Annotated in this window: 13 protein-coding genes, 1 pseudogene and 1 other annotated feature; of the genes and pseudogenes, 12 read left to right on the forward strand and 2 right to left on the reverse strand. The window is 46.6% G+C overall.

All coding sequences use genetic code 11. The annotated features are described in order from the left end of the window. Positions 1–23: 23 nt before the first annotated feature. Positions 24–1,355 carry an NADP-specific glutamate dehydrogenase gene (gene gdhA / locus ACG3M1_RS09965; RefSeq protein WP_395815371.1) on the reverse strand — a complete coding sequence of 444 codons (1,332 nt, stop codon included), beginning with the start codon at positions 1,353–1,355 and terminating at the stop codon, positions 24–26. 187 nt (positions 1,356–1,542) lie between these two features. Between gdhA and ACG3M1_RS09970 the strand changes: the two genes are divergently transcribed. The 8 genes and pseudogenes from ACG3M1_RS09970 to ACG3M1_RS10005 all read left to right on the forward strand — a co-directional run bounded on the left by ACG3M1_RS09970 (position 1,543) and on the right by ACG3M1_RS10005 (position 9,330). After that, the gene (locus ACG3M1_RS09970; RefSeq protein WP_009269328.1) at positions 1,543–1,770 is read left to right on the forward strand and encodes a FeoA family protein; all 228 of its coding nucleotides are present in this window, start codon (positions 1,543–1,545) and stop codon (positions 1,768–1,770) included. Beyond that, a pseudogene (gene feoB, locus ACG3M1_RS09975) lies at positions 1,767–3,877 on the forward strand (ferrous iron transport protein B). Before ACG3M1_RS09970 ends, feoB begins: the two are co-directional and overlap by 4 nt. 207 nt (positions 3,878–4,084) lie before the next feature. Continuing rightward, a complete protein-coding gene (locus ACG3M1_RS09980; RefSeq protein WP_008819434.1) occupies positions 4,085–4,558 on the forward strand; it encodes an LURP-one-related/scramblase family protein in 474 nt (157 codons plus the stop codon). Positions 4,559–4,969: 411 nt separating this feature from the next. Beyond that, a complete protein-coding gene (locus tag ACG3M1_RS09985) occupies positions 4,970–5,596 on the forward strand; it encodes a cysteine hydrolase family protein (RefSeq protein WP_257339359.1) in 627 nt (208 codons plus the stop codon). Between the two features lie 2 nt (positions 5,597–5,598). Next, positions 5,599–7,080, forward strand: a complete 1,482-nt coding sequence (locus tag ACG3M1_RS09990) for a nicotinate phosphoribosyltransferase (protein ID WP_008819432.1) — start codon at positions 5,599–5,601, stop codon at positions 7,078–7,080. Continuing rightward, a complete protein-coding gene (locus ACG3M1_RS09995; protein ID WP_002608617.1) occupies positions 7,070–7,735 on the forward strand; it encodes a hypothetical protein in 666 nt (221 codons plus the stop codon). The genes ACG3M1_RS09990 and ACG3M1_RS09995 overlap by 11 nt, the downstream gene beginning before the upstream one ends. Before the next feature lie 179 nt (positions 7,736–7,914). Further along, a complete protein-coding gene (locus ACG3M1_RS10000; RefSeq protein ID WP_008819431.1) occupies positions 7,915–8,277 on the forward strand; it encodes a TM2 domain-containing protein in 363 nt (120 codons plus the stop codon). A 12-nt stretch (positions 8,278–8,289) separates the two neighbouring features. Then, complete coding sequence (locus ACG3M1_RS10005; RefSeq protein ID WP_009269326.1) at positions 8,290–9,330, forward strand: SPFH domain-containing protein; 1,041 nt, start codon at positions 8,290–8,292, stop codon at positions 9,328–9,330. A gap of 190 nt (positions 9,331–9,520) precedes the next feature. Here ACG3M1_RS10005 and ACG3M1_RS10010 read toward each other — a convergent pair whose 3' ends face one another. Further along, a complete protein-coding gene (locus ACG3M1_RS10010; protein WP_002608620.1) occupies positions 9,521–10,408 on the reverse strand; it encodes an alpha/beta fold hydrolase in 888 nt (295 codons plus the stop codon). A 94-nt stretch (positions 10,409–10,502) separates the two neighbouring features. Between ACG3M1_RS10010 and ACG3M1_RS10015 the strand changes: the two genes are divergently transcribed. The 4 genes from ACG3M1_RS10015 (at position 10,503) to ACG3M1_RS10030 (ending at position 13,852) form a co-directional block, all read left to right on the forward strand. Next, a complete protein-coding gene (locus tag ACG3M1_RS10015; RefSeq protein ID WP_416329306.1) occupies positions 10,503–11,243 on the forward strand; it encodes an imidazolonepropionase in 741 nt (246 codons plus the stop codon). A 57-nt stretch (positions 11,244–11,300) separates the two neighbouring features. Beyond that, positions 11,301–11,765: a DUF4352 domain-containing protein gene (locus ACG3M1_RS10020; RefSeq protein WP_008819427.1), complete on the forward strand. Its 465-nt coding sequence runs from the start codon at positions 11,301–11,303 to the stop codon at positions 11,763–11,765. Positions 11,766–11,851: 86 nt separating this feature from the next. Then, positions 11,852–12,101: a binding site (T-box leader), on the forward strand. Positions 12,102–12,143: 42 nt separating this feature from the next. After that, positions 12,144–13,178, forward strand: coding sequence for a methionine ABC transporter ATP-binding protein (locus ACG3M1_RS10025; protein ID WP_008819426.1), 1,035 nt, complete (start codon positions 12,144–12,146; stop codon positions 13,176–13,178). Further along, complete coding sequence (locus ACG3M1_RS10030) at positions 13,172–13,852, forward strand: methionine ABC transporter permease (protein WP_008819425.1); 681 nt, start codon at positions 13,172–13,174, stop codon at positions 13,850–13,852. The genes ACG3M1_RS10025 and ACG3M1_RS10030 overlap by 7 nt, the downstream gene beginning before the upstream one ends. Positions 13,853–13,908 lie beyond the last annotated feature (56 nt).

The following is a 13,908-nucleotide window of genomic DNA, read 5'->3' on the forward strand; positions in this document are numbered from 1 at the left end:
GACAGCCGCCTATCTTTTTTTACTTATACGATACCCTGATCAATCATGGAATCAGCAACCTTGATGAAGCCTGCAATATTTGCTCCGGCCATATAGTTTTTACCAAGACCGTATTCCATAGCAGTATCAGACACTGTACGGAAGATGTTTTCCATGATGTCCTTCAGCTTGGCATCCACCTCTTCAAAGGTCCAGGACAGACGAGTGGAGTTCTGTGACATCTCCAGTCCTGAGGTTGCGACACCGCCTGCATTGCTTGCCTTGCCCGGAGCATACAGAACATTATTTGCCTGTAATACCTCAATGGCATCCGGTGTTGTCGGCATGTTGGCACCCTCGCATACAGCGATACAGCCGTTTTTGATCAGCGTCTCCGCATCCTTCTTATGCAGCTCATTTTGTGTCGCACAAGGCAATGCGATGTCACATGGGGTATTCCAGATGCTTTCTGACGCATGGAAAGTCGCACCGGCAACCGCATCTGCATATTCCCTGATACGTCCGCGTTTTACTTCCTTGATTTCCTTCATCACATCCAGATTCACACCGTTTTCATCAACGATATAACCGCTGGAATCGCTCATGGCAATTACCGTTGCCCCCAGCTGTGTTGCTTTTTCCGCAGCATAGATGGCTACGTTTCCGCTTCCGCTGACAACGACTTTCTTGCCCTGGAAGGATGTGCCGTTCGCCTGCAGCATGGCCTCTGTGAAATAGCACAGACCATAGCCGGTTGCCTGTGTTCTGGCAAGAGAACCACCCCAGTTTAAGCCCTTTCCGGTCAGAACACCGGTGAACTCATTACGAATGCGCTTGTATTGTCCGAACATATAACCGATTTCACGTCCACCGACACCGATATCACCTGCAGGAACATCAGTATCCGGTCCGATATACTTGCACAGCTCTGTCATGAAGCTCTGGCAGAAGCGCATGATTTCCGCATCGCTTTTTCCCTTCGGATCAAAGTCGCTTCCACCTTTTCCTCCGCCCATTGGAAGACCGGTCAAAGAGTTTTTGAATATCTGTTCAAAGCCCAGAAACTTGATAATAGAGATATTTACACTCGGGTGGAAACGAAGTCCGCCCTTGTAAGGTCCGATTGCAGAATTGAATTCCACACGGAATCCTCTGTTTACCTGCAGCTTACCGCTGTCATCAACCCAGGGTACACGGAAGATGATCTGGCGCTCCGGTTCGACGATTCTTTCGAATACGCCTTTTTCGATATATTCCGGATGTTTACCTGCGACTTTTTCCAGTGACAGCAGGACTTCATCAACAGCCTGAATGAATTCTGCGTCATTCGGATTGCGTTTGACGACTGCTTCTTTAACATAATCTAGCTTAGCCATAGTAATTTCCTCCTTTAGCCTGTTTATATTATATACGCAAACCTTCAAAATGAAAATAAAAAAATGAATTTTTTCATTTGAATGAAAATATATTCATAAGAGATGAAAAATAGAACCGCGTTTCATCGTCTTTTTATGACGGTGTTTTTTCAGTATGCATACTATACTGAGAAACAGGTGATGAACTATGAAGCTATGTGATGCAGCAGTGGGAAAAACCATGGTCGTTACGAACGTCCATATGTGTAAAAAAGAGAAGGACCGCCTGTTTTATCTTGGGATATATCCGGGTATGCAGATACGCAAGCTGCGCAGTGCGCCAATGCAGGATCCGTGTCTGTATTTTGCGGCAGGTAATCAGCTGATTTTGCGTAATAAGGATGCGGCTTGCATCGAAGGGGAGGTGCTGGAATGAACTATCATGTGGCCTTTGTCGGAAATCCGAACGTGGGAAAGAGTGCGTGGATCAATGCGCTCAGCAATGCGGATTTCAAAGTTGGAAACTGGCCGGGGGTTACCGTTGAAAAAAAGAAGCCAATGTATGCTGGGGAGGAGACAGCTATCATATTATAGACCTTCCGGGTACCTATTCCTTGACGAATAATGGCAATGAGGAAAGTATAACGGCAGCATATCTTCAAAGTCAGCAGGTCGATTTGATCGTCAATGTGCTGGATGCGACCAATCTTCAGCGAAATCTCATGCTGACGCTGTTTCTGCGTGAGCTGCAGATTCCCATGCTGTTGATTTTCAATTTCATGGATGAGGTTAAAGACTATGGTATTCATATCGATACAGCAGCCCTTTCAAGACGCCTTGGAATGGAGATACTGGCGTATTCCGCCTTTGACCGCAGACATTATCGTGAGGTGCGTCAGGCAATTCAAAGGCAGGTGGAGCAAAGGACGGTGTTTTATCATCCGTTGCTGAATGAGGAAGAAGATGAAATCTATACATCGCTGTATACGTATATCGAACAGCATGTACCATCGCATGCAGAGGCTGATGCACGCCTGCTGCATCATCTTGCCATGGGCTGTATGCGGGAGGACGTGCTTGTCATGAAGCAACTGGAGGCCTGGCATATGGATCCGGTAGTGCTGCAGAAGCTGTGTCGGGATATGAACGAAGAGAACGTGCGCGCAGGGTATTGCCGTGCTGTGGAATCCCTGATGCACAATGTGGTACAGGATCCGAAAAAGCGATATGCGAAAAGTGAACGTATCGATGCTTTCGTATTGCATAAATGGCTGGGGCTTCCGCTGTTTCTGGTGGTCTTTTCCTTCCTTCTGCTCTTTGTATTTCAGGCGTCTGCGCCGCTTAATGCCTATATCGACTATCTGCTGCAGGATGTACTGGCACGCTATGTTTCCTTTGCTCTGCAATGGGCGCCGAGCGTCGTGCGGCAGTTTCTGCTGCAGGGAATATTGGCAGGGGTCGGCGGTGTGCTTGTCTTTGTGCCGCTGATGGCGCTTCTGTATTTCGTTTTATCGCTATTGGAGGAAAGCGGCTATATGGCGCGAATTGCCTTTCTGCTGGATCGTCTGATGAATACCTTTCACCTCAGCGGAAAAAGCTTTGTCTCCCTCATGCTGGGGTTCGGCTGCAATGTGCCTGCCATCTATGCGACCCGCACGCTGGATAACGAGCAGCAGAAGCGTCTGACAGCCTTGCTGGTGCCCTTTATGTCCTGCGGTGCCAGATTGCCGGTATATGTACTGTTCGCCTCTGCCTTTTTTCCGGATAAGGCGGCACTGATGATGCTGAGCATCTATGGAATCGGTATCCTGCTTGCTCTTGTACTCGCGCTGATCGCATCCCGCTTTCCGATTTTTCATGATGATGCGATGCTGGTACTGGAGCTTCCACCCTACCGTCTTCCCTCGCTGCGTGTTGTGCTGCACAAGGTGAGGGAGGAGGTGAAAAGCTATGTGCGCAAGGCGTGCGGCATCGTCCTATGGGCCATGGTGATATTATGGGGGCTTACCTACTTTCCGGGCGGAAGCGTGGAGGACAGCTATCTGGCTCAGGGGGCCAAGCTGGTACAGCCGATCTTTGCACCGCTTGGATTTGGCGACCGTTGGGAATGTGTTGCTGCGCTGCCCGGCGGGATTATCGCCAAAGAGACGATCGTCGGCTTTCTTGACACCGTGCTGCAGCCGGCAGTGCATGAGGAAGCTACTACTGTCAATATCAGCGAGGATATCCGTGATATTCTCTATAAGGGAGGTACTGCGTTAAAGGAAAGTGCCACCTTCTTTCTGCACACCGATGTAGCCGTCAAGCCGCAGGGAGATGCTCAGGTATCCCATATCCGTGCTCTATGGACTTCCAGGGATGCAGGAATCCGCTCCTTCAGCTTCATGGTATATGTCCTGCTCAGTATCCCCTGTATTATGACCTTGCAGGCGGTCTATCACGAATATGGGAAAAAGCTTTTGTTCCTAACTCTGACAGTTATGCTGCTCGTTCCTTATCTTGTCTCCCTGTTTATCTTTCAGTTCTTTTCCTTATTTTTATGAGGATCAATTAGATCTGTTTTCATAACAGTTCTTATCTGCTTTCGGACTATATCAAATCAGGATCAGCTGTATCTTCAAACGATATCCCTGATCCTTTTTTGCGCTGCTTTCTTTTCATAGCCGCCTATGAATGAAAAACTTCAGGGCTTCGTTTTTCTTTTTCTGCTGTTTCCTGTATAATGAAACAAAAGGAAGGGGAATGATTTTATGAGACTGTTATTCAAACAGCGCATGTTTACCTGGTTTGACAGTTATGATATATACGATGATGCAGGGCATACCATATATACAGTGGAAGGAAAGCTGTCCTGGGGACATCGTCTGGTTATCTATAATGCAATGCGGGAGGAAATCGGAGAAATACGGGAGGAGGTATTTACCTTTCTTCCACGCTTTCGCATGTATATGAATGGAAGCTGTATTGGCTTTATCGAGAGGGAATTTACGTTTTTTAAACCAAAGTATCACTTGTCCTGCAACGACTGGAAAATCGAAGGAAATTTCATGGCATGGGATTATGATGTCATCAGTGAGCAGGATGGATGCATCATGCATGCCAGTAAGGAAATTTTTCACCTCACAGATACCTATGTGCTGGATATCCGACAGGATGGACACGCGTTGTTATCACTTATGATCGTTCTTGCCATTGATGCGGCAAAATGCTCGGGAAACGGGTAAGAATGCGCAATCTGCATGTTCATCCATAAACAAAAAAGTAGTGCGTAGGCATGGCAGCGGAGCGTGGATGAGGGATCCTTCGAAGGGATCATAGAAGCAGGAATAAGGATTTTACAGGAAGGAAACGGACATTGATAAGTGGATGTGAAGTAATCGGTGATTTGTAAAAGAAAAAAGGATTTGTAATGCAAGGCGTGTGGAAGAGAAACAGTATACTGCATATAAAATGGCAGGAACCTGAAAATACCGTATCCGGCAGTTTTTCGTCTATCAGAATTTTACAACTGTTATACGAATGATCAGCAGGCCGTAAGCTTACAGGAAAATGAAATTTTGTGTATTCTGTTTCAAATTGAAGAAAAAAAGACTATAATAAATATCGTATAGGTAAAAGTTTAAAGGAGATTCCCTATGGCTAGAGTAAGTAAACAGTTTTTAGAAGCATATAAGCCTCTTTCCACGAAGGAGCTGAAGGATCCTGTTATATTCGTTGTGGATATGATCGAAGGCTTTGTACATGAAGGAGCCCTGCATGATGAGGAAATCAATGCGGCAACCGTGCATATTGAAGCCCTGATATGTGATGCAGAGCAGCGGGTTATTTTTATTGCAGATTCCCATCCGCCAAAGACGCGTGAATTTAATTCCTACCCCTCTCATTGCGTCATCGGTACGAAGGAAAGTGAGGTTATTCAGGAATTACAGCCGTATGTGCAGGAGCTGATGCGTAAGAATTCTACGAATACCTTTACGTGTCCGGATTTTCAAAGCTTTTTAACGGAGCGTATGGACAGTTATCGTGATATCGTCATCACCGGCTGCTGTACCGATATCTGCATTCTGCAGTTTGCGTTATGTCTGAATGCATGGCTGAATGAGCATAATAAGACAGACCAGCGGATCATCATACCGCTGAGCTGTGTGGATACCTATCATATTGAGGGAGTGCATGATGCTGTATCCTGCAATGAATTCAGTATCCGCAACATGGAGGCAAACGGTATCTGTATCGTTTCCTCACTGGAAAGAGAGGATTGATTATGAAAAGTCTGGATTATAAATTTGATTTTCGTGATGAGCGGAACCTTAGTCTGGTCATGGATTTTTATGAGCTGACTATGAGTCAGTGCTACTTCAATTCCGATCATAAGGATCGTGTTGTCACCTTTGACCTGTTCTATCGCAGAAATCCGGACAGCGGCGGCTATGCGGTGTTTGCGGGGCTGGAGGAAATTATCGGATATATCCAGAATCTGCATTTTGAGGATAGTGATATTGCATACCTGCGTTCGCTGAACCGCTTTAATGATGAATTTCTGGAATATCTGCGGCATTTCATTTTTACCGGTGATATCTTTGCGGTGAAGGAAGGAACACCGGTGTTCCCGTATGAACCGCTGATTCGCGTAAAGGCGAAGATTATCGAAGCACAGCTGCTGGAAACGGCAATGCTGCTGTGTGTCAATCATCAGACCCTGATTGCAACAAAGGCAAAGCGTATCGTCAAAGCAGCGCAGGGCAGAGCCATTATGGAGTTTGGCGCCCGTCGCGCGCATAACTTTGATGCAGCGAATTATGGTGCCAGAGCTGCCTTTATCGGCGGTGTGGCAGGTACGGCAACCACCTATGCCGGACAAAAATTCGGTATGCCGGTTCTGGGAACCATGGCACATTCCTTTGTACAGTCCTTTGATTGTGAATATGATGCATTTCTGGCATATGCAAAAACGTATCCCGACAGCTGTACGGTGCTGCTGGATACCTATAATACCTTAAAAAGCGGTCTGGTGAATGCGATTCGTGTGGCGAAGGAATATCTGGAGCCAAACGGCTATCGTCTGCAGGGTGTGCGCATCGACAGCGGGGATATGGCGTATTTATCCAAGAAAATCCGCACGGCACTGGATGCGGCAGGAATGGAGGACTGTAATATCGTAATTTCGAACTCCCTGGATGAATATCTCATCCAGTCCCTGATATCACAGGGGGCGCAGATCAACAGCATGGGGGTTGGCGAAAATCTGGTTTGCAGTAAATCCGCGCCGGTATTCGGCGGTGTGTATAAAATGAGCTCTATTTTTGACGGGGATACCATGATACCGAAAATCAAGGTTAGTGAAAATGTTGAAAAGGTAACAAATCCCGGCTATAAGGACCTCTACCGTATTTACGATAAGGAAAGCGGCAAGGCTGTTGGGGATCTTATGACCATACACAAAGAGAGCCTTGATCCGAATCGTGATCTGACCATCTATCACCAGATGAACAGCTGGAAAAACAAGACGATTCCAGGCGGCAGCTATGTTTTGCGTGATTTACTGGACCCGATCTTTCTAAACGGGGAGCTGGTGTATGAGGTTCCGGATCTGCAGGAAATCCGTGCGTACAGTGAACAGGAATTTTCCTGTATGTGGGATGAGATTCTGCGCTTTGAATATCCGCAGACCTACTATGTCGATCTCAGCAAGCAGCTGCTGGATCTGAAGCTGAAGATGCTGGAGGATGTAAAGCATGCAGGATAAGCTGAAGCGCCGTGAGATTCTGCTGAAGAGAATTCTGTATATCTGTGCGGCTGTTTATATTGTTACACTGCTGTATGCGTTTTATCACAATTATACGGTCAGGGATATGAATGCACTCGGTATGACCTTCGTCGCTGTGCTGACGCCCCTGATTGTACCGGTTGCCTTCAAGCTGCTGCATTTCAAGCCGGTGTATGAAATCTACATCGTGTCTACGATCTTTACGTATTTTGCCTCCCTGATTGGAAGCAGCTATCACTGGTATTCCTACCTTGGCTTTGATAAGGTCCTGCATTTTTCCAGCGGCTGGTTCATCACAACGCTGGCGGTGATTCTGTATTTCTATCTGAAAAAGACGAATGAATTTCCGGATAAGAAGGATTATCATGTATTTCTCGTCTTTATCAATGCTGTGAATATCGCTGTCGGTGAAATCTGGGAATTCTATGAATATGCCATGCTGATTTTCTTCAACAATGACTGCATCAATCATTATTCACAGGGCGTGCATGATACGATTACCGATGTCCTGTGTGCCACGGTGGCAGGGATTCTGCTTACGCTGCTGATTATGCGCTATCACAAAACAGGAAAGGGAAATTTCTTCACCAATGTCTATGAGAAATTTTATGAGCGCAACATTGCGGGGAAATAGACAGGATCTGACAATATTCGGTTAACCGGGGTATGCTGCATCACAAATATGATGACAAAAAATGGAAGCGGATGAAGGCTTCTGTTTTTTTTAGCTGCCATATGGAAAATGCCTGATGAAAAGGAATTGCACAGCATACGAGTTCCCTGTATAATAGAATAAGGTAAGGAGAGATCGCTATGAAATGTAAGCAATGTGGTGCAGAAATTGAAAACAGCAGATGCTGTCCGTACTGCGGCAGTGAGAATGCGGATTATGATGCAGCAGCGGATGCAATACAGCAGGATGAAGCAAGACAGAATATACCCGGACAGGGGAGAGGACGCGAGGTTTATGACAGTGATAAGAGTAAAATGGTTACATTTTTGTTAGCCCTGTTCAGCGGTCCCCTGGGGCTTCATAATTTTTATACAGGAAGATGGGGACGTGCATTGTTCTACATGGTAACCATGGGATTTCTTATGTTTGGCTGGCTCTATGACCTGTTTATGATCGCAACCAATAAGTTTAAGGATGCAAACGGTGATTATATTGTACGATAGGAGGATGCGCTAATGGGATTCAGTGATCTTTTGATGGGGCAGTTTATCGATGTAATTGAAAATGATAAGGATATGAGTCACCTGATCGTTTTGAAATATCAGAGAAACGGCCGTGATAATGAAATCAAGCAGGGGGCAAGGCTGATTGTCAGAGAAAGTCAGGCTGCGGTGTTTATGAGCAAGGGAGAGCTGGCGGATGTGTTTTCCGCAGGCTCCTATACGCTGAATACGGAGAATATGCCGATTCTATCCACACTGCAAAGCTGGAAATACGGCTTTCGATCACCGATAATCAGTGATTTGTTTTTTGTTAGCTTAAAGGCACTGACAGATAATAAATGGGGAACGAGAAATCCGTTTATCATAGAGGATCCAACCTTCGGCGTGGTTCGGGTACGCGGCTTTGGAACATTCTCGCTGCGGGTCGTAGATGTTGAAAAATTCATGCGGGAGCTGGTCGGCGTTCAGATGATTTATCAGACAGATGATGTGATCGAGTTTGTTCGTTCGATCGTGATTGAAAGCCTGATTGATGTGATCGCCGAAGAAAAAATCCGTGTTGTTGAGCTGGCAAGCAAGCTGCGCGAGATATCCGAAGCTGCCAGAGACAGTGCGAACGAGAAAATGGAAACGATGGGAATCAGCCTGCTGATGATCAATATTGAAAATATCTCACTGCCTGAGGAGGTTGAGAAATTTATTGATGAGCAGTCCGGAATCAATCTTGTTAGCGGGAATATGCAGAATTTTCAGCAGTGGCAGCAGTCGCGTGCAATGCGGGATGCAGCGCAGCAAAGCCAGGGTATTGCGGGTATCGGTGCAGGCTTTGCCTTTGCCCAGCAGATGAATACCACGGCAGCACAGCCTCAGGAGCCGGTTGTTAAGGAAGTGATCCGTATCAAATGTCCCAACTGCGGAGAGCTGAACAAGGAGGATGCGAAATTCTGCTGTGAATGCGGAACGTCCCTCATCACGAAGAAATACTGCCCGCAGTGCGGCGGGGAAGTGGAGACCGACAGTAAGTTCTGCAGTACATGCGGACAGAAGCTGTAAACGAAGAAAGCGTTGACAGAAGTCTAGCGCAGAACCATAGAAGAAAAGGAGTGTTTTTCACGCTTGGCAGCGTAAGGGAAGCACTCCTTTTGTGTACAGGTAAAATCAGTAACTCTTTCTCAGTGGGAATCGCGGTATGGTAATAAAATGAATATCGTGGAGAGTTTGTTGATGAAAGCCATGAAGGAAGCTATATTTTCGCACCGGCATCTGCTTGACAGCTATCGGTATGCTGCGATTCATCAGTCTGCACGCGAAGCGGGTTCAACGCCGGCTCCTGTGATTGCTTTTCACGCTCTCTGCGCTTTTTCTCCTCCAGTAGGGCCCCCATGATATCCTCTGCCATCACCGGTTCGTTATCCGGCAGGAGTACGCCCTCGAAAAACAGCTTCATATTCTGATAGCATGTCCAGCTGACCTCCGGATCCATCAGCAGACGATGATGCCCGTCATGTAGAAGAATCAGCTTTTTGCGGCTGTGTGGAATTTTATTGTAGGCCCACAGGGAGCTTTTTACAGAAATGACCTCATCGGCATTCCCATGAATGATAAAGACCGGACACTCCACAAAGCCGATATATTTCTTCAGGTTTTTTACCAGCTCCGTAAAGGCGCCGTAAAAGGCACGCGGGAGCTGGATTTCCTCTTTCTTTTCATTTCCCATCAGTGAGGATGCGGATTTTGTAAGGACACCGGTGATTATATCAACATTCATATAGCTGAATGCGGGAGCCAGCAATAGAAGGCGCTTTACGGGGCATACAACAGCCAGGTAGGAAGCAATCACACCGCCCATCGAGAAGCCGGCAAGATAGATATCTCTACCGCTGTCTCTATAGGAATCTACGACCTCCTTCGCTCTGGAGACCCATTGCATCCAGTCATGATCCTGTTCATCAAACAGATCATACATGTCAAACTGTATGATATCAAAGCCGTCCTGTTTACCCCAGGCAGCGAAATTATCAAATTCATTTCTGCGTCTTCTGCCATAGCCGTGTATCGTGATGATCACAGGCTTTTGTACGGCAGGCGGCAGTTCTTCTTTCTTTAACAGATGTTTCAGCCAATCCAGCATATTTCTCACCCTTTCTGTTTCAATTATACCATAATTCTTTTCCCATTCGACGCTTTTTGACGTATAATAAAAGAAGTCAATGTGAGGGATGTCCGTGAAGAAACGAGCTACGCTGCTTATCATAAATCTGGAAAAGATCTACACGATGGATATGGTCAACAAGCATCCGCTTGTTTTTCAGCACGCCTTTATCGCCATCCACCATGAGCGGATTCTGGCGGTCGGCTGCGGCAGCTGGCGGGAATATGCGGATAAGGATACCCGGATTCTGGATGGCAGAGGTCATATTGCAGTACCTGGCTTTATAGAGGTAGAGGCGCAGCTGAGTACAGCCTCCGAACGCGATGGTCTGCGCAGACAGCTGGAGGAGGGTATGGCGTATATGCGAAACGGGACGCTGACACTTGCCTGCAGGGGTGGCGGTGCAGCAGCCCTTCGTGAACATCCCTGCTTTGAGATACTGGATGCAAACCCTGCGTGCATACCGGTTATGTATCCGTATGCAAGCCTGTTCCAAAAAAACAAGAAGCGCCTTTGCCGCTTTTGTATCAGCGCAGCCGGAAATTATGCGATTCAGGATCAGCTGTGTGCAGCACAGCTCATGGGGATGGCGGAGGTCTATGATGCATGGACATTGCTGCAGGCACTGACTGTATGGCCTGCAAGAGCACTGGATCGCGGCGAGCTTGGACATATCCAGCGAAATGCACAGGCGGATATCCTTTTGTTTGCTCACACGGATATCCATGCACTCTTTCATACGCTGGGCAACCGATACCTGGCACAGGTTATAAAAAAAGGTATTCGCTTCTTTCCGGATATTCTTGTTTCATGAGGAAATTCGACAGTTTTCCTTACTCCTGTCATATAGTATGGTAGAGAGGTGAAAACTATGGAAATCATTCAACATGAACAACAGAAGCATAATATTCTTCTGACATCGGATTATTGTCCGAATCAGGCGATGATCAATGAATTTCAGACCATTTTTTTTACATGCAAGCTGCAGCGGATCGAGCTGTGTGAAAAGGAGCTGAAGGATTTTATCGTCGATGACGGTGCCAGATTTCTTATGCTGCATGTGACGATACGAAATATAACCAATGAGATCCTGACAATGTATAAGGATGACTTCATGATAACCTTTGATAATGAGGGGCCGTTTGAGGCTGAGGATAATTTCGGAATCCGCAATCAGCTGTCGGACGAATATGCCCTGAAGCCGCAGGAGGAAATCAGTGGCTGTCTGGTGTTTATCATCTCCTCCTCGGCGAAGAAAATCATGCTGAGCTATACGGAGTATTTTGATGATGAAAGTGAAGGCAAGACCTATAAGCTGAAATATAAAATCGGCTGATTTACAGGAAAAAGTTTCATAAAAAGAAAAAAAGAGAAAAAGACTTGACGATTTGATTAAAATAAAGTAACATAATGGGCAGATAAACAATGACGTAGAAAAGAAGAGTAGGCACGTAGGCTTTTAAAGAGAGTTTCCGTTTGGTGAGAGGAAATAAAGAGGAACTGCTGAAAATGGTCTTGGAGTCGCGCAGTCGAACAAGGTAGACTGCGACGTGTTCGCCCGTTACAGCGATAGGGTATAACTTTCCTTCAGGAAAGCGTACTTGATGAGGTTTCCACTGTGAGGTGGGAATAAACTTAGGTGGTAACACGAAATTCAGCTTTCGTCCTATGGGATGAAGGCTTTTTTATATGTAGAATACAGGAGGAAGAGGACATGATCAGATTAGAGCATGTCAGTAAGACATTCGACAGCAGGGCGGGGAACGTGCATGCCGTGCAGGATGTTACACTGACGATACAGGATAAGGAAATCTATGGAATTATCGGCTTCAGCGGTGCCGGCAAATCAACACTGGTACGCTGTATCAATCTGCTGGAGCGTCCAAGCAGGGGAGCAGTCGTGATTGATGATCAGGATATCACAAAAATGAAGGATAAAGAATTAAGAGCGATGCGCAAGAAGATCGGTATGATTTTTCAGCATTTCAATCTGATGCGCAGCCGTACCGTCTATCAGAATATCGCATTTCCATTAAAGGGAAGCGGATTAAGCAAGGCGGAGATGGATCAGAAAATTCGCAGATTGCTGGAGCTGGTGGATCTCAGCGATAAGGTCGATGCTTACCCGTCGCAGCTCAGCGGCGGACAAAAGCAGCGCGTGGCGATTGCGCGGGCACTGGCGAATGATCCCAAGGTGCTGCTGTGTGATGAAGCAACAAGCGCACTGGATCCGCAGACGACCAAAAGCATTTTAAAGCTGTTGAAAAGGGTGAATGAGGAGCTGGGAATCACCATCGTATTGATTACGCATGAAATGGCCGTTATCAAGGAAATCTGTGACCGTGTGGCGGTTATGGAAAACGGATATGTTGTGGAGGAGGGAAGCATTATCGACATCTTCTCAAAGCCGCAGGCAGAGGTAACGCGCAATTTCATCGCTTCAACCAGCAATGCCCATCGTGTGCAGGAAATGCTCGATGCCGGTGCCAGTGTGACGAGACTGGAAAAGGGACAGCGCATGGTGAAGCTGAACTATGATTCCGTCAGCACAAGCAAGGCGCTGATTTCGGAAATATCCAGACGGTTTCTGGTGGATACCAACATCATTTTCGGAAATGTGGAAATTATCAAAAATACACCGCTTGGTGATTTGATTGTTATCCTAAGCGGGGAGGAAGCACATATCGATCAGGCACTTGCCTATCTGAAGGCGCATGAAGTAGGCGTGGAGGTGATGAAATCATGCTAGAGCTTTTGAATCAATTCGTACCGAATATCATGGATAAGCTGCCGGATTTCTGGACAGCAATTCTGGAAACCTTCATCATGCTGGGAATCGTCGGAGTGATTTCCTTGTTGATCGGCACCCTGTTCGGTGTCATTATGGTCGTAACCAAAAAGGAAGGTATCCTGGAGAATGCAATTCTTTATTTCCTGATTGGAAAGGTGATTGATTTCTTCCGGGCCATCCCCTTTATCGTACTGATTTTTCTGATAGCACCAATGACCCGTGCCATTGTTGGAACGACCATCGGATTGCGGGGAGCCATGCTTCCACTGGCAGTCGGTGCCATCCCCTTTGTGGCCAGACAGATTGAAAGCGCGTTATCCGAGGTGGATAACGGACTGATCGAAGCGAGTCAGGCAATGGGCTGTTCTCCGCTGGAAATCATATTCCGCGTATATCTGAAGGAAAGTGTACCGGGCATTATCCGTGCAACAACGATCACGCTGATCACGCTGATTGGCTATATCGCCATGGTAGGAGTCGTTGGCGGCGGCGGACTTGGTGACTTCTGTATCCGTTATGGTTATAATTCCTTCCAGTTTGATGTGATTTATGTGTGTGTTGCAGTGCTGCTGCTGATTACTTCACTCATTCAGGGAATTGGAAATTTTGCGATTCGTAAAACCACGCATTGATGTGGTAAGGGAGGGACACTTGTGAAGCACATGCTGAAGCAGAATTGCCGGATCTG

This window comes from Clostridium sp. 10cd* (assembly GCF_044336395.1).
GTDB lineage: Bacteria > Bacillota_I > Bacilli_A > Erysipelotrichales > Erysipelotrichaceae > Clostridium_AQ > Clostridium_AQ innocuum.

Bases quoted from the DNA above. Each gene is read 5' to 3' on its own strand.
- gdhA (WP_395815371.1), bottom strand. From the start codon at position 1,355: ATGGCTAAGCTAGATTATGTTAAAGAAGCAGTCGTCAAACGCAATCCG.
- ACG3M1_RS09970 (WP_009269328.1), top strand. From the start codon at position 1,543: ATGAAGCTATGTGATGCAGCAGTGGGAAAAACCATGGTCGTTACGAAC.
- ACG3M1_RS09980 (WP_008819434.1), top strand. From the start codon at position 4,085: ATGAGACTGTTATTCAAACAGCGCATGTTTACCTGGTTTGACAGTTAT.
- ACG3M1_RS09985 (WP_257339359.1), top strand. From the start codon at position 4,970: ATGGCTAGAGTAAGTAAACAGTTTTTAGAAGCATATAAGCCTCTTTCC.
- ACG3M1_RS09990 (WP_008819432.1), top strand. From the start codon at position 5,599: ATGAAAAGTCTGGATTATAAATTTGATTTTCGTGATGAGCGGAACCTT.
- ACG3M1_RS09995 (WP_002608617.1), top strand. From the start codon at position 7,070: ATGCAGGATAAGCTGAAGCGCCGTGAGATTCTGCTGAAGAGAATTCTG.
- ACG3M1_RS10000 (WP_008819431.1), top strand. From the start codon at position 7,915: ATGAAATGTAAGCAATGTGGTGCAGAAATTGAAAACAGCAGATGCTGT.
- ACG3M1_RS10005 (WP_009269326.1), top strand. From the start codon at position 8,290: ATGGGATTCAGTGATCTTTTGATGGGGCAGTTTATCGATGTAATTGAA.
- ACG3M1_RS10010 (WP_002608620.1), bottom strand. From the start codon at position 10,408: ATGCTGGATTGGCTGAAACATCTGTTAAAGAAAGAAGAACTGCCGCCT.
- ACG3M1_RS10020 (WP_008819427.1), top strand. From the start codon at position 11,301: ATGGAAATCATTCAACATGAACAACAGAAGCATAATATTCTTCTGACA.
- ACG3M1_RS10025 (WP_008819426.1), top strand. From the start codon at position 12,144: ATGATCAGATTAGAGCATGTCAGTAAGACATTCGACAGCAGGGCGGGG.
- ACG3M1_RS10030 (WP_008819425.1), top strand. From the start codon at position 13,172: ATGCTAGAGCTTTTGAATCAATTCGTACCGAATATCATGGATAAGCTG.